The organism is Streptomyces sp. NBC_01216, assembly GCF_035994945.1.
Lineage (GTDB): Bacteria > Actinomycetota > Actinomycetes > Streptomycetales > Streptomycetaceae > Streptomyces.
On sequence record NZ_CP108677.1, the window covers coordinates 5246855 to 5267208 of the forward strand.

At 72.6% G+C, this 20354-nt stretch carries 21 protein-coding genes; 5 read left to right on the forward strand and 16 right to left on the reverse strand.

What is annotated here, in order from left to right:
* Positions 1 to 166: 166 nt before the first annotated feature.
* Both OG393_RS23480 and OG393_RS23485 read right to left on the reverse strand, forming a co-directional pair.
* Entirely contained in the window at positions 167 to 391 is a 225-nt protein-coding gene (locus OG393_RS23480) for a hypothetical protein (protein ID WP_327376668.1), read from the reverse strand.
* Between the two features lie 317 nt (positions 392 to 708).
* Positions 709 to 1467 (reverse strand): GntR family transcriptional regulator, encoded by a 759-nt coding sequence (locus OG393_RS23485; RefSeq protein WP_327376669.1) that lies wholly within the window; start codon positions 1465 to 1467, stop codon positions 709 to 711.
* 192 nt (positions 1468 to 1659) lie between these two features.
* Here OG393_RS23485 and OG393_RS23490 point away from each other — a divergent pair, with 192 nt between their 5' ends.
* Positions 1660 to 1881 (forward strand): hypothetical protein, encoded by a 222-nt coding sequence (locus OG393_RS23490; protein WP_327376670.1) that lies wholly within the window; start codon positions 1660 to 1662, stop codon positions 1879 to 1881.
* A gap of 233 nt (positions 1882 to 2114) precedes the next feature.
* A complete protein-coding gene (locus OG393_RS23495) occupies positions 2115 to 2363 on the forward strand; it encodes a DUF2277 domain-containing protein (protein WP_327376671.1) in 249 nt (82 codons plus the stop codon).
* On the opposite strand, the gene OG393_RS23500 is transcribed toward OG393_RS23495, so the two are convergent.
* The 8 genes from OG393_RS23500 to OG393_RS23535 all read right to left on the reverse strand — a co-directional run bounded on the left by OG393_RS23500 (position 2323) and on the right by OG393_RS23535 (position 10648).
* Positions 2323 to 2937: a DedA family protein gene (locus tag OG393_RS23500; RefSeq protein WP_327378518.1), complete on the reverse strand. Its 615-nt coding sequence runs from the start codon at positions 2935 to 2937 to the stop codon at positions 2323 to 2325. The two genes, OG393_RS23495 and OG393_RS23500, sit on opposite strands and share 41 nt — an antisense overlap.
* Before the next feature lie 145 nt (positions 2938 to 3082).
* Positions 3083 to 3520: a DoxX family protein gene (locus OG393_RS23505; protein ID WP_327378519.1), complete on the reverse strand. Its 438-nt coding sequence runs from the start codon at positions 3518 to 3520 to the stop codon at positions 3083 to 3085.
* A gap of 168 nt (positions 3521 to 3688) precedes the next feature.
* A complete protein-coding gene (locus OG393_RS23510) occupies positions 3689 to 5410 on the reverse strand; it encodes an alkaline phosphatase D family protein (protein ID WP_327376672.1) in 1722 nt (573 codons plus the stop codon).
* A gap of 73 nt (positions 5411 to 5483) precedes the next feature.
* Positions 5484 to 6146 (reverse strand): HNH endonuclease family protein, encoded by a 663-nt coding sequence (locus OG393_RS23515; RefSeq protein WP_442817349.1) that lies wholly within the window; start codon positions 6144 to 6146, stop codon positions 5484 to 5486.
* Positions 6147 to 6668: 522 nt separating this feature from the next.
* Positions 6669 to 6986, reverse strand: coding sequence for a hypothetical protein (locus tag OG393_RS23520; RefSeq protein WP_327376673.1), 318 nt, complete (start codon positions 6984 to 6986; stop codon positions 6669 to 6671).
* A gap of 911 nt (positions 6987 to 7897) precedes the next feature.
* Positions 7898 to 8494 (reverse strand): MepB family protein, encoded by a 597-nt coding sequence (locus tag OG393_RS23525; protein ID WP_327376674.1) that lies wholly within the window; start codon positions 8492 to 8494, stop codon positions 7898 to 7900.
* A 73-nt stretch (positions 8495 to 8567) separates the two neighbouring features.
* A complete protein-coding gene (locus OG393_RS23530) occupies positions 8568 to 9254 on the reverse strand; it encodes an HAD-IA family hydrolase (protein ID WP_327376675.1) in 687 nt (228 codons plus the stop codon).
* A 134-nt stretch (positions 9255 to 9388) separates the two neighbouring features.
* Positions 9389 to 10648 (reverse strand): peptidoglycan-binding domain-containing protein, encoded by a 1260-nt coding sequence (locus OG393_RS23535; protein WP_327376676.1) that lies wholly within the window; start codon positions 10646 to 10648, stop codon positions 9389 to 9391.
* Positions 10649 to 10869: 221 nt separating this feature from the next.
* Here OG393_RS23535 and OG393_RS23540 point away from each other — a divergent pair, with 221 nt between their 5' ends.
* Positions 10870 to 12924, forward strand: a complete 2055-nt coding sequence (locus tag OG393_RS23540) for an MDR family MFS transporter (protein ID WP_327376677.1) — start codon at positions 10870 to 10872, stop codon at positions 12922 to 12924.
* A 101-nt stretch (positions 12925 to 13025) separates the two neighbouring features.
* On the opposite strand, the gene OG393_RS23545 is transcribed toward OG393_RS23540, so the two are convergent.
* The 4 genes from OG393_RS23545 to OG393_RS23560 all read right to left on the reverse strand — a co-directional run bounded on the left by OG393_RS23545 (position 13026) and on the right by OG393_RS23560 (position 16197).
* Positions 13026 to 13502: a GNAT family N-acetyltransferase gene (locus OG393_RS23545; protein ID WP_327376678.1), complete on the reverse strand. Its 477-nt coding sequence runs from the start codon at positions 13500 to 13502 to the stop codon at positions 13026 to 13028.
* A 110-nt stretch (positions 13503 to 13612) separates the two neighbouring features.
* Positions 13613 to 13936 (reverse strand): antibiotic biosynthesis monooxygenase family protein, encoded by a 324-nt coding sequence (locus OG393_RS23550; RefSeq protein ID WP_327376679.1) that lies wholly within the window; start codon positions 13934 to 13936, stop codon positions 13613 to 13615.
* Positions 13937 to 14092: 156 nt separating this feature from the next.
* Positions 14093 to 14761, reverse strand: coding sequence for an O-methyltransferase (locus tag OG393_RS23555; protein ID WP_327376680.1), 669 nt, complete (start codon positions 14759 to 14761; stop codon positions 14093 to 14095).
* A 188-nt stretch (positions 14762 to 14949) separates the two neighbouring features.
* Positions 14950 to 16197, reverse strand: a complete 1248-nt coding sequence (locus OG393_RS23560; RefSeq protein WP_327376681.1) for a cytochrome P450 — start codon at positions 16195 to 16197, stop codon at positions 14950 to 14952.
* 236 nt (positions 16198 to 16433) lie between these two features.
* Here OG393_RS23560 and OG393_RS23565 point away from each other — a divergent pair, with 236 nt between their 5' ends.
* Positions 16434 to 17603, forward strand: coding sequence for a steroid 3-ketoacyl-CoA thiolase (locus OG393_RS23565; protein ID WP_327376682.1), 1170 nt, complete (start codon positions 16434 to 16436; stop codon positions 17601 to 17603).
* 158 nt (positions 17604 to 17761) lie between these two features.
* Here the strand turns inward: OG393_RS23565 and OG393_RS23570 are convergent, their stop codons facing one another.
* Positions 17762 to 18847, reverse strand: coding sequence for an NAD(P)H-dependent flavin oxidoreductase (locus OG393_RS23570; RefSeq protein ID WP_327376683.1), 1086 nt, complete (start codon positions 18845 to 18847; stop codon positions 17762 to 17764).
* On the reverse strand, positions 18844 to 19464 hold the full coding sequence (locus OG393_RS23575) for a flavodoxin family protein (protein ID WP_327376684.1): 621 nt from the start codon (positions 19462 to 19464) through the stop codon (positions 18844 to 18846). Before OG393_RS23575 ends, OG393_RS23570 begins: the two co-directional genes overlap by 4 nt.
* A gap of 123 nt (positions 19465 to 19587) precedes the next feature.
* On the opposite strand from OG393_RS23575, the gene OG393_RS23580 reads away from it, so the two are divergent.
* On the forward strand, positions 19588 to 20181 hold the full coding sequence (locus tag OG393_RS23580) for a TetR/AcrR family transcriptional regulator (RefSeq protein ID WP_327376685.1): 594 nt from the start codon (positions 19588 to 19590) through the stop codon (positions 20179 to 20181).
* The last annotated feature ends 173 nt before the right edge of the window (positions 20182 to 20354 follow it).

The following is a 20354-nucleotide window of genomic DNA, read 5'->3' on the forward strand; positions in this document are numbered from 1 at the left end:
CGAGTCGCCCTTCCCTCGCCTCGCAGGGGCAGCCGGGACCCCGTCGGAGGCCATGAGCCGACCCGGCGGCTGGGGTACCGGGCCTGGACCCGCGTGTTTCGGCGGGAGTCGCCGGGGTGTGCGCATCCGGCCACGGTGGAGCGGTCCACCGCGGCCGAGTCGCTGTTCAGAGGCGGTGCGTCCCCGAGTAGGGGGTGACGATCCGGGTCTGGTGGGAACCGAAGTCGACGAGGATGGCTTCTGCCGCCGCCTCCACGGCGACGATCCTGCCGAGGCCGTGCCGGTCGTGAGAGACGCGGTCCCCGAGAGCGAAGTGCCTGACCGGTGGCTCGACGGGAGCCTTGAAGGGGCTGGTGGGCATGTGGCGCCGGGGCGCGGGTCTCTTTGTCATTGCTGCCAGTATGCGCCGTGCCGCACCCGTCGCATAGTGCCGAATATGTGCACGGCCGTCCGAGGGGCCCCTGCGCGGCACCCGGTGGTCCCCTGTTCGGGATGCCCGTAGGGGGTATCGGCGGCGGTTTCGGAGCGTGCGGGGCCGGAACGGCCGCTCGAAACCGCCAGGGGCCCCGGGGCCGGCCGGGGCCGCTCGGCGCCGGACCGGGGGTCCGGCTCTCCGGTGTGGGCGGACGCGGTGAGGACACCGGGCGGACGCCCGGGGGCGGCGCCGGGTGGGCGCGTGCCCCTGACCCGGCGCTGACCGCCTCGTCCTCACGCGCCGAAGTCGTACTCCAGGACGTAGGACGCCGAGTCCAGGGTCATCTCGTTGAGCTCCACCGCGACTCCGTCGGCGGCGAAGGCCGTGCGGCCGATCAGGATCACCGGGGTGCCGAACCCCAGCGCGAGGCGTGCGGATTCGTCCGCCGTGGGCATCCGGCATCGGATCTCCTCGCGGAAGTGCACGGGCTGGTGGCCGAGTTCGGCCAGCCGGGCATAGGTGCCGCCGGGGCCCGTGTCGGGAGACGCGATCGGGGTGCCCCGCGTGAGGCGGGCCGGCAGGTACGACACCGACAGCAGCACCGGCTTGCCGTCCAGTACGAAGCGGCGACTGCGCACGCAGACCCGTTCGTCCGGCCGCAGGCCCAGCGCCGCGGCGGCCCGAGCACCGGGCGTCGCCTCGGACACCTCGATCTGGTCCACCAGCAGGGCACGGTCCTCGATGTCCGCCGACCAGACCGAGCGGCCCATGCCCCAGTGCTCCTGGGCGAGCCGGGGGATGCCCCGCCGGCGCAGCGGGCGGAAGGCGCGGACGAAGACGCCGGCGCCCTTGCGGGCCTCCGCGAGGCCCTCGTTGCGCAGGACGGACAACGCCTGCCGGGCCGTCATCCGGGCCACCTCGTAGGTGGTCATGAGGTCGTTCTCGCCGGGGAGGCGGTCGCCCGGGGCGAAGGCGCCTGACTGGATGGCGGTTCTCAACTCGTCGGCGATGCGCTGGTACTTGGGCCGACGACCGCTGTCCTGGTCAGTCATGGGTGGACCACTCCCTTCGTCTGCGGGACACCCTACGGCGCGCTCCTTTGCGTTGGTGCACGCCTATGCGCCGTCCCGTGCCGCCGATCCATCCAACGGGGGACATCTCTAGAGATACGTTGACAGTGAGGGGTCTCCGGGTTTCTCTGGGTGTATCTCTGGAGATCCGCAACTCCGGGACGGAGGGGATTCGTGCCATCACTGCCCGAGGCCGGTGACCTCGTACGTGACATCGCCACCGGGCGGGTCGGCTTCTATGTGGACAGCGTCGCCGGCCGCTTCCTGATCCGGCCGGTGAGCGGCGGGTCCGTGTGGGAGGCCGCACCGGAGGACGTGCAGCTCGCCACCCCGATGAGGGAGCTGCGGGCGCGGGCCGCGGAGATCAACGCACGCAGCAGGCGTGGTCTCAGCTGAGCCCCGTGCGGCGTGGCGCCGCGTACCGGCCGCCCGGACGCCGGGCGGTCCGGCCGTCGGTCGTGAGGCCGGGGTCCGGTCCGCGTGTCGCGGCGTCCCCGCCCGACGGGTCGCTGACTCTGCGTGCGCGCCCGCGAAGATCCTTCGCGCGGTGCGCGGATGTGGCGCGCGGGACGCGGGAACGGAGAAGGACGAGGTTCGTCGATGTCAGTGGGACGCGCCACACTGGAATCATGTGCCGCAGCATCAAGACTCTCCGCCCGCCCGCCCTTCCCGAAGAGGCCACCGAGGAGGACATGAGGGCCGCCGCTCTTCAGTACGTGCGCAAGGTCTCCGGCTTCCACCATCCCGCCCCGCACAACCGCGAGGTCTTCGACAGCGCCGTGGACGAGATCGCCGAGGCGACCGCCCGGCTCCTCGGCGGGCTCGAGGTGCGCGGGGTCAGGAAGCCGCGACCGGAGCCCCAGCCGGACGCCGTATGACGTAGCCGGCGAGCGCGCCCGCGAGGAGGAGCGCGGCGACCGAGACCCCCGCGCTGATCCAGGTCGGGCCGAGCCACAGGCCGCCGAACCAGCCGAGCGCCACGCTGTAGCCGGCCCAGGCCAGGCCGGCCAGCGCCGACCAGGGAAGGAACTCCTTGATCCGGCGCCGCGCCGCCCCCGCTCCGAGCGAGACCACCGAGCGGCCCGCCGGGGCGAAGCGCGCGATCACCACGAGGAGGCCGCCGCCGCGCGCGAGCGCCGCGCCGAGACGTTCCTGCGCCCGGGTCAGACGGCGTGAGCGGGCGATGGCCCGGTCCAGCCGTGCCCCACCGCGCCAGGCCAGCCGATAGGCGACGAAGTCGCCCAGGACCGAAGCGGTGGCCGCGCACAGGAGCAGCGGCAGCACGGCGGGTACGTCCTGCGACGCCGCGGTGGCGGTCGCCGCCGCCGTCGCGCCCGTGATCACCAGGATTCCGCTCGGCAGCACGGGCAGGAAGACGTCGAGAAGCACCGACGCCGCCACCGCCGCGTAGATCCAGGGGCCCGCGGTCAGCGACCCCAGGCTGTCGAGCATGTTCACAGCGGGAGCCTACGCGGGGCGGGCGCACCGCACGGCCGGAGGGGCCGGAATTCGCCCTTGCGGCATCCGGCGCCCGCGGCCGCGGTGCCCCGGCCCCGCGCGGCGGGGACATCCGCCGTACGGGGCCGCGGCGCCTGGCCTACGCCGTGAGCGGTGCGCGCTGCTCCTCGGGCCGTGCGGAGTCCTCGCCGCGGGCGCCCAGGAGCCGGTCGAGCGCGAGCGCGCCCGGACCGGTGAAGACGAGCAGCAGGAACACCCAGCAGAAGAGGGCCGCGCCCTCCCCGCCGTTCTGGAGCGGGAAGAGCGACTCCGGCTGGTGCACCGTGAAGTACGCGTACGCCATCGAGCCGGAAGCGAGGAAGGCGGCGGTCCGGGTGGCCACTCCGGCCAGGACCAGGGCGCCCGTGGCGAGGTGGATCACTGCGGCGTACCAGCTCGGCCAGGTCCCGGCCGCGACGGTTCCGCCGCCGAGGACCCCGAAGAGCGAGGCGGCGCCGTGGCAGGCGAAGAGCAGGCCGACGACGATGCGGAAGAGGCCGAGCGCGTAGGGCCGCGCCTGGTGCAGACGGTTCGTCAGATGGTTCATGGGGGATGGACTCCTTCGGTCGTGTCCGTGCGCGGATGCGACGGACATGGGGGCGGAACCGATGAGGTCGCTAGGTTAGGCACCCCTCACTTGTACTTGCAAGTTCAACATTTGGCCTGAGTGTTCCGCCGGCGCCGTCGGGCGCGCCCGACGTGCTGGTCACGCGGGGTCGAGGGAGCGTTCGTCCCTCGTCACCAGCCTGTTCCCGGAACGGGCCTGAGCGAGCGTCAGCTTCGTCGAGCGACCGCGCAGGGTCAGTGTCATGAGCTGATTGCCGAACCACGGCCCGCCCGTCCGCCGCCAGTCGATGGACGGACGGCCCGCCCGGCCGTGGCGGGCGAAGGCCCGCCCCAGCCGACGGCCCGCACGGCTCCAGCCGAACCGGAAGCCGAACCGGATCGAGGCGGGGACCGCGTTGTGAAGGGGGGAGCAGGTCAGCTGGACGACACGAGCCCGAGGCCCTTCGCCCGGCCAGCGAGGCTCCGCCACATAGGCGTGGTGAACATCCCCGGACAGCACGCAGACGGTCGCGGGCGGCCGGAGTCCGCGGCCGTCCCCGAGGTCCACGCCCATCATGGGGTCACTCCCCGTGTCCGTGCCCGTCGCGCCGTCCGGACCCGGGGCTCCGCCGGCTTCCGCCAGCAGACGGGTCAGGGCCTCGAAGGAGGCGGGGAAGGCCGCCCAGTGTTCCAGGTCGGAGCGCTGCCGCAGCATCTCGCCGAACCGGGCCCAGCGTCCCCCCGGCCCGCCCCGTTCGCCCCGGCACAGTGCCGCGCTCCAGCCCTCGACGTCGTGGATCAGCGGCGGCAGCAGCCAGGGCAGCGAGGTGCCCACCAGCAGGTGGTCGTACGAACCGGGGTCGGCAAGGGCCTGCTCACGCAGCCAGGCCGCCTCGTCCGGGTCCAGCATCGCCCGCGCGCCCTCCTCCAGGACACGGGCCGCCCGGGTATCCACCAGCAGGACGCGGGTTCGGCCGAAGTCCCTGCGGTGACTCCAGCGCACCCGGGCCGCATCGGCGTGCGCCTCCGCCGCGAAGCGGCGCAGCCGCTCGGTCCCGTCGGGTGCCGCGCACACCTCGGCGTACAGGGGGTCGGCCGCCAGCTCGGCGGGGGAGAGGTTGCCGAGGTGCTGGTACACCCAGTACGACATCAGCCCGCTCACCACGCGCTCGTTCCACCAGGGCGTGGATCGCATCGCCGCGAGCCAGGCGGCGCTGGTGTTCCAGTCGTCGATGACGTCGTGATCATCGAAGATCATCAGGCTGGGGACGGTGGAGAGCAGCCAGCGGACCTCGGGGTCCCGCCAGGACTCGTCGTAGAGCCGGGTGTACTCCTCGTAGTCGCCCACCTCCGCGCCCGGCGCGTCGCCCGGGTCACGACGGGCGGCCAGCCAGTCGCGGGTGGCCGCCGAGGTCTCGTCCGCGTACACCTGGTCGCCCAGGAGCAGCAGGACGTCGGGGCGCTCCGGGGAGGGGCCGGCGGCCAGCGTGGTGGCCAGGGCGGCGAGAGCGTCCGGCCCGACGGGGTCGCGGCCGGACGCGGGTCCGGCCGCCCAGCGGCAGGAGCCGAAGGTGATCCGGAGGTCGCCGGCCGGGGTGCGGACGGTGCTCGGGGGGAAGGGGGGACGCGGCGGCGGCCAGACGCGGCGCCCGTCGAGCAGGACCTCGTACGCGGTCGCCTGGCCCGGTGTCAGTCCGGTCACCGGGACCAGGGCGTAGTGGTGGCCGGCGATCTGGAAGGTACGGGTCAGGCCGCCGGCGCCGTCCGCGCACCGGATCTCCGCCGCGCAGGGGCGGTCCGCCTCGACCCACACCGTCGCGGAGGTGCCCGTCACTCCGTCGACGTACCGCAGTACGGGTCCGAGTCTGAGTCCGGCCGCCATCGTGTTCCTCTCCGCCGTCGGTCGCCCCGCCGTACGGTACGGAACGACGGGGCGGACCACACGGGTTCCGGTGTCAGCAGCCGTTGAGGACCGTCTGCAGGGCACTCTTCTCGGCGGAGTCGACGTTCAGGTTCCAGTAGTGCTTCACCTGGACCCACATCCGGGCGTAGGTGCAGCGGTAGGCGGTGCGCGGGGGCATCCAGTCCGCCGGGTCCTTGTCGCCCTTGGACTGGTTGACGTTGTCGGTGACGGCTATGAGCTGCGGGCGGGTCAGGTCGTTGGCGAAGGACTGCCGCTTGGAGGTCGTCCAGGAGGCGGCGCCGGAGCGCCACGCCTCCGCGAGCGGCACGACGTGGTCGATGTCGACGTCGGAGGCGGCCGTCCAGGTGGCGCCGTCGTACGCGGAGTACCAACTGCCGCTGACCGAGGCGCAGCTGGAGTTGGTGACGACGTTCACTCCGTCCCGCTTGAGGACGGTCTCGCGGGTGTTGCAGCTGCCTGACTGGGTGATCCAGTGCGGGAAGAGGTCACGGCTGTAGCCGCTGGAGGAACCTTCCGCCTTGACGGTGAGCGAGGTGAGGTACGTTCGGGCCGTCGCCGCGCTCACCGGGGTGGGCGGGGCCGCCTGGGCTGTGGGGGCGGTGGCGAGGAGAGCGGTGGCGGTCAGTGCGGCGGCGGCGCCGGCGACGGTCGCGCGTCGAACGGTTCGACGCGCGTAGAACATGGCGGCGAGCATGTGAACTCCCTTGGTGTGGGGGAACCTTGGCCGTGCCGTCCCGCGTCCTGCCGGGCGGCCCGGTCATCGTGGCGGCGCGAGGTTTCCGCGGGGGATGCGCCAGGTGACAGGGTGACGACATGGACACGTCACATCAAGGGTTCGGGCTGTATCCGACGAGGCGTCAATCGCCCTGCGGGGGGATCGAAGCGCTCGTGCGGAGCCGGTGTCACTCCCGCCGCGGTTCCGGCGCTTCCGGCCATCGCCTGTCGCGCCCCTGGGTTCCCTTCCGCCCGCCGCCGCGACGGGGTGAGGTACCTCGCGCGGCCTCCGGCACGTCATCGCACCGTGTCGCCTCGTTCGCCTCGGCCGCCGCGCGGGCGTGGGTCGCGATCCCTCCGGGGGCCAGCCAGGGTGACCCGCCACGGGATGATCTCGGTGAATCAGCAGTGCGGCTCGGGGAGGTCGTGCTCGTCTTCCTGGACGTCCAGGGGTCGCGGCCGGTGTCGGCGCGCGGCTGCTGGGCGTCCAGGGTGCCCGGGCTCAGTCGATGCCGGTGTCCGCCTCCGGTTCCTTTCGGGCGTTGTTCCTGAGGTTGGCGAAGGGCAGAGCTCCTCCGTGGAGTTCTTCGAACTCGTCGATCAGGTCCTGCTCAGCCTCACCCGCGTCGTCCTCGGCCGTCGGTCGCCAGGCGGCGAGCAGTACGTCCGAGCCGACCAGCTGCCAGATGTAGCGACCGCCCCAATGGCCGGCCGGCAGACCGGCGCCGTGGCGGCGGTAGTCGGCGAGCCGCTGATGCAGTCCGTCCTGGCCCGTGGCCTTGCCGATGTACACGACCGTCGGCCCCGTCCACCCAGGCATCGCCGAGTTTGTCGGCCGTCACGGACGGGTCGCGGCCCTTGAGGTGTCCGGCAGGGCTGGTGGGGAGGAACGACGGGGGCGAGGTGTCCGTGCGGATCACCACGTAGATTCCCTGCCCGGTGGGGACGTTGCTGTCGGGCAGTGCACGGAACGGCACGAAGCCGCGGAAGCCGCGTGCGGTCAGGGTCCTCTGCGTCAGCTCTGGTGTCGGGCTCAGGCCAGGCGTCGTGTCAGGCGCATCTGACGGTCCTTCGGCCCAGTTCTCGTAGCCGCTATGGCCAGGTGGCGGTCTGGCTCTCGGTGATGCTCGGGACGTTCCGTCGACAGCAGAGCCGCCCGCGGCCTCCGTGGCGTCCCTCGCTACTCGTCCTCCGGTGCCTCCGGGCAGGGTCGATCGAGCGGTCCGCAGGGTCGGACGTTCCCGGTAGCGTCCCCGCGATGGTGCGAGCCGGTGCTTCTGTGTGTGGAGAACGACGATCCGACAACGGAGCTTCAGGTACAGCTTTTCGAGGGGCGGGGATCGCGCCGGGAGACGTCGCTCCCTGGAACGCCCACCCCTGGTACATCAACCGCTCGCCGAGGCTGCCGAGCTTCTGGCCGGCGTCGAGGTCCTGAAGCGGCTTCTGGGGTTGATGCCGAAGATCGGGGTGGTGCTTCTCCAGGGCGGCGAAGCCCAGGAAGCGGGGCGCCGCCCGCGAGGCGCACCCCGGAGTCGTCCGTGAACGGAGTCTGAAGGTGGTCGGCACCTACCGCCTGGGACAGCGGGGTCTCTTCGTGCGGACCCGGATGAACGCGCCCGCCGCGCACGGCACCGAGTCGTCGACTCCCGCCAGGCCGTCGGTGGCGTGCTCCGTGGGGAGGGCGGGCAGACGTGGAACTCGGCCGTGCCGGCGCGCGGACCAGGCCGTGGATCATCTGCCCGATGGGCGAGAGGTACCGGCGGCGCCCTGCGGGCGGTAGAGCCCTCGGGCGCGGGCCAGGCTGATGGGCCCGCCCTGGTGCAGGTGCAGGAAGAAGCCCAGCTGCCACGCCTGCGCACTGCCGGCCTGGCGGTTGGCGGGGGCCACCCAGGGCGGGTAGACGCGGAAGGCTCGTTTCCCACCGGAACCGTTCACCGAGACGACGCCGTGCCGGCGGAGCGCGTCCATGGGAAAGACGAACTGGCCGAAGTGGTGATCGTCGCGGGTGCTGATGACGAAGAGGTCGACGGGGTCCGTGGCGTCGAAGGGCTGGATGGGCCCGGCCGGGGACCTCTTCCAGACGGTGACGAACTGGCCGACCTTGGTGGGGGTCGTCCTGGCCGCGCGAAACCGGATGGCGAGGCCGTCGAGGGTGAACACGTGGGCGGCGTACTCGGCACTCTCGGCTTCGGGGACCGGCTGCGAGCAGGCGAACCCGCAAGGGTCGTACACGAGCGCCTTCGCCGCGATGAGGTCTCGGTGGGCCGGGGCGGTGTCCAGCCAGGGTTCGGGGCGCAGATCGACTGACTGCTCGCGGTCCGTGGACATGAGCCCACCCTGTCACACCCACGGGACCGGGCGACCGGTCACATGATCCCCGATCACCCACGCGCACTGACGATCATTCGGAACGACTCGCCCGGCGCAGGACGGTCATGCGGATCGTGCCGTCCTCGGACGCCGTCAGCGAGAGGTCGGTGAGGTCCCGGACGTGGATGTCCGGGCCGAAGACCGCCGCGCGCGGGCCCACGCCCACGACGCGCATGCCCGCGGCGCGCCCGGCCTGGATGCCGGCCTCGGAGTCCTCGAAGACCACACAGTCCTCCGCCGCGAAGCCGAGCTCCGCGGCGCCCTTGAGGAACCCTTCCGGATCGGGCTTGCTGGCGCCCACGCACTCAGCCGTGACGCGGATCTCGGGCATCGGCAGGCCCGCCGCGTCCATCCGGGCGTCGGCGAGCGCCGTGTCCGCCGAGGTCACCAGGGCGTGCGGAAGGGCGGCGAGGGCGGCCATGAACGCCGGGGCGCCCGGTACGGGGACGACACCGTCGAGATCCGCCGTCTCCTCGGCGAGCATCACCTTGTTGTCCGCGTGGTTCTCCTCCATGGGCCGCTCGGGGAGGAGGACGGCCATGGTCGCGTACCCCTGACGCCCGTGGACGACCTTGAGGGCCTGCTCGGGGTCGAGCCCGTGCCGGACGGCCCAGCGACGCCAGCAGCGTTCGACGACCGCGTCGGAGTTGACGAGGGTGCCGTCCATGTCGAGCAGGAGGGCGCGGGCGGTGAGCGTTGCCGGGGTGTCGGCGGGCATCGAGAGTCTCCGAAGGGGTGGGAGGAGAACGCAGTGGACCCGCCCGCCGGTCAGGGAATGCGAGCGGGACCCACTTTGTTTTTACACGATACAAAACGCGGCACGGCGCCGCCAATCCGTCCGTATCGCGGACCTCAGGGGCTCGTCGCCGCCTCCAGCGAGCGCCGTGTGTTCGGCCCGTAGACGCCTTTCTGGTCCCCGTTGATGGCCTGGTACGACTGGTAGACCTCGACCGCGTGGCGGACCTTCTTGTCGTACTCGCCGTTCGACGGGCCGTTGTACAGCCACAGCTGCCGCAGGCGGTCCTGGAGCTCCCGGACCTCCGGCCCCGAGTCGCCCTGGCGCAGGGTCGGGCCGAGCGGGTCCTGCGTCGGTGACGGCGTCGGCGCCGTGGTGGTGCTCGGGGGAGCGGAGGGAGAGGTGCCGACGGTGGGGACGGACGGTGCGGCCGTCCGGGTGGGCGAGGGTGACGCGGAGGCCGTGGGTCGCGCGGACGGTGAGGCCGACGCGGAAGGCGTCTCCGAGGCGGAGACCGACGGCGAGACCGACGGCGCCTCGGAGACGGTGACGTTCTCGGACGCGCTGGTGGTCACCGTGGGGACGGCGGCCCGTTCGTCGGAGTCGTCCCCCTGGTCGAGCAGGCCGGACGCGAAGGCCCCGGCCCCCACGACCGCGACCGCCACGGCCGCCGCCAGCGCGACGACGGCGCCCCGTCGGCGGGTGGCCGGCCGCTCGGGGCCGTACCCCATCGCGTACTCCGGGGCCGTGCCGTCGGACGGCGCGCCGGGCCCGGTGCCCGGTCCGGCGTGCGGAGGGAAGTCCCACTCGGGGCCCTGGGCCGCGTCGGGTCCGGTGTCGGGTGCGAACCCCCCGACGGTGCCGTACGCGACGTCCGGCCGCGGAGCGTGCGTGGGTTCCGCGCCGGCCGCCGGCCAGGCCGCGGCGTCACCGCCGCTCCCCGGCCCGCCGGCGCCCCGGTGACCTCCGGCCCCCGGGAGCAGCAGCGGCATCGTCTCGGACGGGTCTCCCGCCGTGCCCGATGCGGGGGTCTCCGACGGCAGCGGCCCGGAGCCGGACTCCGGCGGCAGCGGCCCGGGGCCGACGGCCCCGGGCGCGTGCAGGGACAGCCCCTGCGCCGTCCCCGGGGCGTGTCCGGCGGCGTCCCGCGGGCCCTGCGCGGCGTCCTGCGCCTCCCGCGCGGGGCCCGGCGGCCGGCCGTGTCCCGCCACGGGGCCGGAGCCGGCCTCCGGCGCGCCCCGGGGCGGAGCCGTCCACGTCGGTACGGGCGGCGGCGGAGCCTTCGGCGGAAGTCCCTGCCCCGGCCCGTAGGCGCCCTCCGGCGCCTCCAGCGTCACGTACGGCCGGATGCGCAGCGGGTCGAAGTCCTCCGCCACGGCCCTCTCGGTCCGGCACGCACAGCCAGGTCTGTGCGCACCGCATTCAGGACATGCTTGTCCACTCACCGTGGATCCCCTCCCCATACCAACGTGCGAGCGATTATGCAGGCCGTTCGTGTACAAGGAACGGGGGGCGGCTCTCCTCCCGCAGGCCATAACCGGACATTCGGATCAGGATGGAGGGGAATCGACCCCGAGGAAGCCCTCCGGAGATGCCCATGGCCCAGGAAGTACGCACGTCGGACTTCGACGGTGGCGCCGCGTCAGGTGAGGGGAACAGCCGACGCGGTGTCATCGTCGCCATCGGCGCACTGCTCCTCGGCATGCTGCTCGCCGCACTCGACCAGACCATCGTCTCCACCGCGCTGCCGACGATCGTCAGCGAACTGGGGGGCCTGGAACACCTTTCCTGGGTCGTCACCGCCTACATGCTGGCGTCGACCGCCGCGACGCCGCTCTGGGGGAAACTCGGCGACCAGTACGGACGCAAGAAGCTCTTCCAGAGCGCCATCGTCATCTTCCTCATCGGCTCCGCGCTCTGCGGCATCGCGCAGAACATGCCGCAGCTCATCGCCTTCCGCGCGGTCCAGGGCCTCGGCGGCGGCGGGCTCATGGTGCTGTCGATGGCCATCGTGGGCGACCTCGTCCCGCCCCGTGAACGCGGCCGGTACCAGGGCCTCTTCGGCGCCGTCTTCGGCGCCACCAGCGTCCTCGGCCCGCTGCTCGGCGGGCTGTTCACCCAGCACCTCTCCTGGCGCTGGGTCTTCTACATCAACCTGCCCATCGGCATCGTCGCGCTCTTCGTGATCGCCGCCGTACTGCACATCCCGTCCCGAGGCACCCGCCACACCATCGACTACCTCGGGACCTTCCTCATCGCCTCGGTCGCCACCTGCCTCGTCCTCGTCGCCTCCCTCGGCGGCACCACCTGGGCCTGGGGCTCCACGCAGGTCATCGGGCTCACCATCCTCGGCACCGTGCTCCTGGTCCTCTTCGTGCGCGTCGAGCAGCGCGCCGCCGAACCCGTCCTGCCGCTGAAACTCTTCCGGATCCGCACCTTCTCCCTCGTCTCCGTCATCAGCTTCGTCGTCGGCTTCGCGATGTTCGGCGCGATGACCTTCCTGCCGACCTTCCTCCAGGTCGTCCAGGGCATCACCCCGACCATGTCCGGGGTCCACATGCTGCCGATGGTCCTGGGCCTGCTCATCACCTCGACCGCCTCCGGCCAGATCGTCTCCCGCACCGGCCGCTGGAAGGTCTTCCCCATCGCCGGCACCGGCATCACGGCCCTCGGCCTGCTGCTGCTCAACCAGCTGACGGAGACCACCTCCACCTGGCGGATGAGCGTCTACTTCTTCGTCTTCGGCGCCGGGCTCGGCCTGGTCATGCAGGTGCTCGTCCTCGTCGTGCAGAACGCCGTCTCGTACCAGGACCTGGGTGTCGCCACCTCGGGCGCCACCTTCTTCCGCTCCATCGGGGCGTCCTTCGGCGTCGCCGTGTTCGGCACGATCTTCACCAGCCGGCTCAACGCCAAGCTCGACGAGGCGCTCGCCGGACAGACGCTGCCACCCGGCACCGGCCCCGGCCAGATCGCCGCCGACCCACGGGCCATCTCCGCCCTGCCGCCCGAGCTGCGGCCCCCGGTCCTGCACGCGTACGCGACCGCCATCACCGACGTCTTCCTGTACGCGGCGCCCGTCGTCCTCGTCGCCTTCGTCGTGGCCTGGTTCCTCAAGGAGGACACACTGCGGGGCTCCGTCACCGCCCCCGACACCAGCCAGACCCTCGCCTCCAACCCGGTGGAGCGTTCCTCCCGCGACGAGTGCGCCCGCGCCCTGTCCCTCCTCGGCTCGCGCGAGGGACGCCGCGAGATCTACGAGGAGATCACCGCACGGGCCGGCCTCGACCTGCTGCCGGCGGCGAGCTGGATACTGCTGCGGATCCGCCGGCACGGGACCGTCGAACCGGTCCGGCTCGCCGAGACCACCCCGGTACCGCTGAAGGTCGTCACCGACGCGTCCCGCCAGGTGGAGGAGCGTCACCTGGCGCAACGCGAGGGGGTCCAGCTGATCCTCACCGAGGAGGGACTCAGCGCCGCGACCCGGCTCGCGAAGGCCCGGGAGGACTCCCTCGCCGAACTGCTCGGCGACTGGTGGGGCCCCGAACGTCCCACGGACCTGGTGGCCTTGGTCGAGGAACTGACGGCCGAGCTGTGCGGCTCGGACGCGGAACAGCCCCGCACTCCCGAACCGCCCGGCGACCACCACGCGTAGGCACCGCCGCCCGGCCGCCGTGGCGCGGGACCCCGTGCCCGGCCGCCGACTCCCGTACCACCGGGCGGGGGAGACGACGACGTACGCGGGCGTCCCCGGGATCAGAGGGCCCTGCCGTACCAGACCTCCATGTACGGTCCGTCGCAGTAGGCGGGGATCTCCCCGTACCCGTGGCGGGTGTACAGCGCGCGCGCCTCGACCAGGTCGAGACGGGTGTTGAGCACCGTTCGGCGCGCACCCAGCTCGCGGGCCGCCGTCTCCAGACCGTCGATCAGCCGGGCGCCGCCGCCTCTGCCACGGAACGGCGGGCGGACGTAGACCCGGGTCAGTTCGGCGCGCTCGTCGTCCAGCATGAGGACGCCGCCGCAGGCGGCCGGCTCCCCGGCGAAGCGGCCGACGAGGAACGCTCCGGTGGGCGGCGTCAGGAGTTCCGCCCCGTCGTCGGCCAGCCCCGCGTCCGTCTCGGCTTCGGTCGCCGGTCGCTTCCAGTAGCGGCCGGCGACCTCGCCGTAGTAGTCGCGGCGCAGGGCGGTGGCGTGCGGGGTGTCGACACGCTCGGCGGTGAAGATCCAGTCCATGCGCGCCATGGTGGACCGGACGGCGTCAGGTGCGCCGCCCCATTTTTCGCGTGCCCGCCGCGCGCCCGCGCCTCGGCCGCCGTCTCCGCCCCGCCGGGGCCCGCCGCGGACTACTTAGGGGACGACTGCTGGACGACCTCGAAGGACCACAGAGTGGAACCGGTCGCGGCGGGCTTCGGCCGCTCGCCGCCGCCCTCACCACCCTGGTGGGCGGCCTTCATGGGACCGTTCATCCAGTTCTGGAAGTCCTCCTCGCTGCGCCAGCGGGTGTACACCAGGTACTGGTCCGTGCCCTCCACCGGGCGCAGCAGCTCGAACCACTCGAAGCCGTCGGAGCCCTCCACCGCCCCGGCCCGCGAGGCGAAGCGCTTCTCCAGCACCTCCCGCTGCTCCTCCGGGACGGTGAGCACGTTGATCTTCACGACACCAGGCACAGGACACCTCTCGGGAAACACGGGCCTGGCGCTGCGCCGGCCCTGATCGCGTACTCGCAGTCTCCTACATCCGCCGGTCGGAGCGGCGTCAGGGTGACACCCCGGACGCCGCCCGCGCCTCGGCCGGTGCGGGCCCGCGCTCCCGGCCGGTCCCGGTCAGCCGACGACGCGCGCCAGCAGCAGTCCGTCGTACCCCTTGGAGCCGACCGTCTGGAAGGCGGTCGCGTCCAGCCGGGGCTCGCGCGAGACGAGTTCGACCATCTCGCGGGTGCCGGTGATCGCGGGGTCGTCCGGGTGCGCCTCGGCCACCTTCCCGCCGCGGACCACGTTGTCGACGATGATCACCGTGCCGGGGCGGGAGAGCCGGAGTGCCCAGGACACGTAGTGCGGGTTGTTCACCTTGTCCGCGTCGATGAAGACCAGGTCGAACGGGCCCGCGCCTTCGGCCTCCAGCCGGGGCAGGGTGTCCAGGGCCGCTCCGGTGCGCACCTCGACGATCTTGTCGAGACCGGCCCGCGCGATGTTGGCGCGTGCCACGTCCGCGTGGGCCGGGTCGTACTCCAGGGTGATCAGCCGACCGTCCGCGGGCAGCGCGCGGGCCAGCCAGATCGTGCTGTAGCCGCCGAGGGTGCCGACCTCCAGGATGGATCGCGCGCCCTGCACGGTGGCGAGCAGGTTGAGCAGCTTGCCCTGGTTCGGGGCGACGGCGATCTCCGGGAGCCCGGCCGCCGTCGAGTCGGCGAGGGTGGCGGTGAGGATCTCGTCGGCGGGGGCCAGCAGTTCGGTGAAGTAGCCGTCCACGGAGTTCCATTGATCATGTGTCATATCGTCGAACGTACCGCAGCGCCGTGTCGCCCGCCCCTGCCGCCACGACGACGGCGCCATGGGGGCCTGGTGTCGCGAGGGACATGGCGCACGCGACGCACGCGTGCCGGACGCCCGCGGTCCCTCCGGTCCCGCCGGGGGAGCCGCACCGCTCAGAGCCTGTCGGTCGAAGGCCGTCGGACGGGCTCTCAGCCGGGGATCCGGACCCGGAGTTCCTTGATGCCGTTCAGCCAGGCGGCGCGCAGCCGGCGTGGTTCCCCCGCCGGTCGCAGGTCGGGCAGGACGTCCGCCAGCGCGTTGAAGATCAGCTCGATCTCCTTGACGGCCAGTGACTTCCCGAGGCAGAAGTGCGGGCCGCCGCCCCCGAAGCCGAGGTGGGGGTTGGGGTCTCGGGTGATGTCGAACGTCCCGGGGTCGTCGAAGACCTCGGGGTCGTTGTTGGCGGAGGAGTAGAAGAGCCCGATCCGGTCACCCTCACGGATCTTCTGCCCGCCGAGCTCGGTGTCCTGGGTGGCCGTGCGCTGGAAGGAGACCACCGGGGTGGCCCAGCGCACGATCTCCTCGGCGGTCGTCGCCGGGCGTTCCCGTTTGAACCGCTCCCACTCGGCGGGGTGGGTGAGGAAGGCGTGCATCCCGTGGCTGATGGCATTGCGCGTGGTCTCGTTGCCGGCGACCGCGAGCAACAGCACGAAGAACCCGAACTCGTCGGAGGAGAGGTTGCCCTGCCCCTCGGCGGCGACGAGCTGGGACACGATGTCCTGGGCCGGACACTTCTTGCGGGCTGCGGCGAGGTTCATCGCGTACCCGATGAGCTCCATGGCGGACTCGGCGCCGACCTCCTCCGTGATGGCGTACTCGGGGTCGTCGTACGCGACCATCTTGTTCGACCAGTCGAAGATCCGGGCGCGGTCCTCCTGTGGGACGCCGATGAGTTCGGCGATGGCCTGGAGCGGCAGTTCGACGGCGACCCGGGTGACGAAGTCGAAGGAGCCGTCCGCGTCCGCGCCGCGCCGCGCCTCCTCGGCGATCCTCTTGGCGCGCTCGCGCAGCGCGGCCTCCAGCCCGCGGATCGCGCGCGGGGTGAAGCCGCGCTGGACGATCTGACGGACCCGGGTGTGCTCCGGCGGGTCCATGTTGAGCATGATCAGCTTCTGGACGTCGATCTGGTCCCGTGTGACGTGCTCGTTGAAGCGGATGACGGCCGTGTTCTCCGCGGAGGAGAACAACTCGGGCCGGGTGGAGACGTACCTGACGTCCGCGTGCCGGGTGACGGCCCAGTACCCCGCGTCGTCGAAGCCGGTGACACCGGCCGACTGGGCGCACCACCAGACGGGTGCCGTCTGCCGGAGCCGCGCGAACTCCGGATGGGGGACGCGGCTGTGGAGCAGGTCGGGGTCGGTGGCGTCGAACCCTTCGGGGAGGTGGGGGCAGGACATCGGCAACACGCTCCATGGTCTGACGGCCCATCAGAATGGCGGGAAAGGTAGTAACGAGTTCCACAAGTGGCAAGGCCCGCGGCGGGAAGTGTTGCCGGGGGCCGCGCGCGGGCGTGTGCACGACCCTTGCGTACCCGCGGTAGCAGTCATAAGACTGCACTCAGAACTAGAACGCGTACTAGTTCCCTGCGGCGGGGTGCCGGGACACCCCGTCCGGGCGAGGAGAGGACGAGCTCATGGCCGCGGAACCCGTCATCGTCGAAGCCGTACGCACCCCCATCGGCAAGCGCGGAGGCGCGCTCGCCAACCTGCACCCCGCCTACCTGCTGGGCGAGACCTACCGTGAACTCCTGGGGCGCACCGGCATCCACGCCGACTGCGTCGAGCAGATCGTCGGCGGGACGGTCACCCACGCCGGCGAGCAGTCCATGAACCCGGCGCGCAATGCCTGGCTCACCATGGGACTTCCCTACGAGACCGCCGCGACCACCGTCGACTGTCAGTGCGGTTCCTCGCAGCAGGCGAGTCACATGGTGGCCAACATGATCGCCTCCGGGGTCATCGACGTCGGCATCAGCTGCGGCGTGGAGGCCATGTCCCGGGTCCCGCTCGGTTCGGGGACCAGGCACGGCCCCGGAAAGCCCTGGCCGGACGAGTGGAACGTCGACCTGCCCAACCAGTTCGAGGCCGCTGAGCGCATCGCCCGCCGTCGTGGTCTCGGCCGGGAGCGGGTCGACTCGCTCGGCCTGCTGTCCCAGGAACGGGCCGCCGTGGCCTGGGCCGAGGAGCGGTTCAAGCGGGAGACCTTCGCCGTCCAGGTGCCCACCACCGAGGAGGAGCAGGCGGCCGGGCAGGGCATGTGGCGGCTCGTCGACCGCGACGAGGGCCTGCGTGACACCAGTATGGAGGCGCTCGCCCGGCTCAAGCCGGTGATGCCGACCGCCGTCCACACCGCGGGGAACTCCTCGCAGATATCGGACGGCGCCTGCGCCCTGATGTGGGCGTCGAAGCGCATGGCGAAGGCGCTCAAGCTCCGTCCGCGCGCGCGGATCGTCGCCCAGGCCCTGGTCGGTTCCGACCCGCACTTCCACCTCGACGGCCCGGTGGACGCCACCCGCGCGGTCCTCGGCAAAGCCGGGATGTCGCTCGGGGACATCGACCTCGTCGAGATCAACGAGGCATTCGCGTCCGTGGTGCTGAGCTGGGCCCGGGTCTTCGAACAGGACCTGGAGAAGGTCAACGTGAACGGGGGCGCCATCGCCCTCGGCCACCCGGTGGGAGCGACCGGGGCACGGCTGATCACCACGGCACTGCACGAACTGGAGCGAACCGACAAGGAGTTCGCGCTGATCACGATGTGCGCGGGCGGAGCGCTGGCCACCGGCACGATCATCCAGCGGCTGTAGTACGGGCCGGGAGACGGGGGCGGGTCCGGCCGGTCAGGGCGGGGGCGGCTTCCGGACACGGCGTCCCGGGGTCGGGTGCCCGTCGTCCCTCTGCCCCGCCCCTCTCCCGCGCGGCTCCCGGCGCTCGGGCGGCCGGTTCCCGGCCCTGAAGGGCCGGGTCAAGCCGACCGTTCCAGCAGCCGGTCCGCCTCCTCCACGAGTCCGGCGAGGTACGAGGCCGCCGCCGGCGTCCGCCGGGCCAGCGCCGCCGCCTGGCCGGCCCACAGGTTCACGTATCCGGAACGCCCTCGCCTCCCGGCCTCCCGGCGGATCGGCCGCATCAGGGCGTTCTGTACGGGATAGGGCGGTACCCGGTCCTCGTGGGCGGCCATCTCCCGGACGAAGTCGTTCGGGATGCCCCGGGCGGTGCGCCCGGAGAAGAGCCGGGTGAGGACCGTCGTCCGGGCCCGCGGAGTGCCGAGCGTCTCACGGTGCACCGTGCTCGCCCCGGACTCCCGGGCGGCCAGGAACCCGGTGCCGACCTGGACCGCGTCCGCGCCGAGCGTCAGGGCGGCGGCCATCCCGCGGCCGTCGGCGATGCCGCCCGCCGCGATCACCGGCACTCCGACCGCGTCCGCCACCTGGGGGACCAGCGAGAACGTGCCGACCAGGGACTCCCGGACCGGCCGCAGGAAGGCCCCCCGGTGCCCGCCCGCGTCGCTGCCGGAGGCGACGACCGCGTCCACGCCCGCCCGCTCCAGGGCGACGGCCTCGTCCACCGTCGTCGCCGTGCCGATCAGTGCGATGCCCCGGCGCCCGGCCTCCTCGACCAGGTGACGGGGCGGCAGTCCCATCACCAGACTGACGACCGGCGGCGCGGCGGCGAGCAGCGCCTCCACCTGCGCCTCGAAGTCCGGCAGTGCCGCCACCTCGGCGGCGGTCGGCGCGGACGTGCCCAGTTCGTCGTAGTACGGCCGCAGGCGGGCCGCGTGCGCGGCCAGCTCCTCCTCCGACGGACGGAAGGCGGTCTCGCCGTCGAGCGGCACCCAGAGGTTCACGGCGAACGGCCTGTCCGTGCCCGCCCTCAGCCGGGCCACCAGGTCCGTGATCTCCGCCGGTTCGAGGACGTGGGCCCCGTACGAGCCCAGTCCGCCCGCCTCCGAGACCGCCACCGCCAGTGCGACGGAGGAGAGTCCGCCGCCGAACGGGCCCTGGACGACGGGGAGGGAGAGCCCGAGGAGTTCGCCGAGCCGTCCCGGCCTCATGCCGTGACCGCCAGGTCGCTCTCGGCCCGGCGGCCCAGGCTCTGGCGCAGGGTGGCGCGGGCGACCCGCTCGCCCAGGTGCCGTGCCGTGCGCAGGTCCGCCGCGCCGGGAGCCTGGTCGGGGCCGAGGTCGGCGGGCGACTGGGCCATGGCGCCGACGAAGCCGCCGAGCCGGTTGAGGTCCTCGGGGCTGCCGGCGGAGGAGTAGATCCAGCCGGGGGTCAGACCGAGCGGCACCCAGGTCATGCCGTGCTGGGCGGCGAACACGGTCATCGACAGCAGCGCGTTGTCCTTGTTCCCGTTGACGCCCGCCGAGTTGGTGAAGCCCGCCGCGAGTTTGTCCTGCCAGCCGCGCTCGGCCCAGACCGGCGCGCTCGCCTCGGCGAACGCCTGGAAGACGGCGGAGGTGGAGCCCATGTACGTCGGCGACCCGAAGATGATCGCCTCGGCACCGGCCAGGGCGGTCCACAGGCTTTCGTCGAGAACCGAGACGTCCCGCGCGTCGGCACGGACGCCGGGCACGGACGCCACGCCCTCGGCGACGGCGGCGGCCTGGCGGGCGGTGTGCCCGTAGCCGCTGTGATGCGCGATGACGACGGTGATCGGGGGTACAGCCATGGAACAGCCTCCTGGGTCGTCGGCGGGCCGGATGCCCGCTGACACCAAGAACGCTAGACGACCGGTCAACTAAAAGCCAGCCGGGGGCCTCCCATGTAGTTGACCGCTCGTATAGTGGCCGTCATGGGACGCACCAGCACGGCACGCGAACGGCTCCTGGACGCCACCGGCGCACTCATGCGCAGCCGCGGCTACAGCAGCCTCGGCGTCGCCGAGATCTGTGCCCGCGCGGATGTGCGGAAGGGCAGCTTCTATCACTTCTTCGAGTCCAAGCAGGCGCTGACCGTCGAGGTCGTCGACGCCTACTGGGAGAGCGAGCGGGACTGCTGGGCCGGCGTCCTGGCCGCGCCGGGGTCCGCTCTCGACCGGCTGCGCGCGCTGCTGGAGGCCATGGCGGCGGTCCAGCGCCGGATGAAGGAGACCTCCGGCACGGTCGACGGCTGCCTGCTGGGCAACCTCGCCCTGGAACTGAGCACCCAGGAACCGGATGTCCGGGCCCGCCTGGAGACGATCTTCGACGAGCAGATCCGGCTGGTGGCCGGTGTCCTCGGGGACGCGGCGGCCGAAGGCGCGATCACGCCGGACCGCGCCTCCGCGGCGGCGGCCCGCGCGGTCGTCGCCCAGTTGGAGGGCATGGTGCTGTTCGCCAAGCTCAAGAACGACCCGGCGGTGCTCGACGACCTCTGGCCGCACACCCTCATGCTGCTGGGCGCCTGAGAGCCTGTCGGGTGACCTTCGATCGGCAGGCGGGCGCGTTCTGGTATGTGCGATTCCAAGGCGCCGGGATGTCGCTGTGGCGGAACTGCCAGGGCATGCCGACAGCACCGGCAGCGCGCGCGCCAGGGCGTGACCGCCCGGCCAGAGGCCACCCGACTGGGTCTGAGGGGCCG

Coding starts and splice junctions, on each gene's coding strand:
- OG393_RS23480 (WP_327376668.1), bottom strand. CDS start 391: ATGACAAAGAGACCCGCGCCCCGGCGCCACATGCCCACCAGCCCCTTC.
- OG393_RS23485 (WP_327376669.1), bottom strand. CDS start 1,467: ATGACTGACCAGGACAGCGGTCGTCGGCCCAAGTACCAGCGCATCGCC.
- OG393_RS23495 (WP_327376671.1), top strand. CDS start 2,115: ATGTGCCGCAGCATCAAGACTCTCCGCCCGCCCGCCCTTCCCGAAGAG.
- OG393_RS23500 (WP_327378518.1), bottom strand. CDS start 2,937: ATGCTCGACAGCCTGGGGTCGCTGACCGCGGGCCCCTGGATCTACGCG.
- OG393_RS23510 (WP_327376672.1), bottom strand. CDS start 5,410: ATGGCGGCCGGACTCAGACTCGGACCCGTACTGCGGTACGTCGACGGA.
- OG393_RS23515 (WP_442817349.1), bottom strand. CDS start 6,146: ATGCTCGCCGCCATGTTCTACGCGCGTCGAACCGTTCGACGCGCGACC.
- OG393_RS23520 (WP_327376673.1), bottom strand. CDS start 6,986: ATGCCTGGGTGGACGGGGCCGACGGTCGTGTACATCGGCAAGGCCACG.
- OG393_RS23525 (WP_327376674.1), bottom strand. CDS start 8,494: ATGTCCACGGACCGCGAGCAGTCAGTCGATCTGCGCCCCGAACCCTGG.
- OG393_RS23530 (WP_327376675.1), bottom strand. CDS start 9,254: ATGCCCGCCGACACCCCGGCAACGCTCACCGCCCGCGCCCTCCTGCTC.
- OG393_RS23540 (WP_327376677.1), top strand. CDS start 10,870: ATGGCCCAGGAAGTACGCACGTCGGACTTCGACGGTGGCGCCGCGTCA.
- OG393_RS23545 (WP_327376678.1), bottom strand. CDS start 13,502: ATGGACTGGATCTTCACCGCCGAGCGTGTCGACACCCCGCACGCCACC.
- OG393_RS23555 (WP_327376680.1), bottom strand. CDS start 14,761: ATGACACATGATCAATGGAACTCCGTGGACGGCTACTTCACCGAACTG.
- OG393_RS23560 (WP_327376681.1), bottom strand. CDS start 16,197: ATGTCCTGCCCCCACCTCCCCGAAGGGTTCGACGCCACCGACCCCGAC.
- OG393_RS23565 (WP_327376682.1), top strand. CDS start 16,434: ATGGCCGCGGAACCCGTCATCGTCGAAGCCGTACGCACCCCCATCGGC.
- OG393_RS23570 (WP_327376683.1), bottom strand. CDS start 18,847: ATGAGGCCGGGACGGCTCGGCGAACTCCTCGGGCTCTCCCTCCCCGTC.
- OG393_RS23575 (WP_327376684.1), bottom strand. CDS start 19,464: ATGGCTGTACCCCCGATCACCGTCGTCATCGCGCATCACAGCGGCTAC.
- OG393_RS23580 (WP_327376685.1), top strand. CDS start 19,588: ATGGGACGCACCAGCACGGCACGCGAACGGCTCCTGGACGCCACCGGC.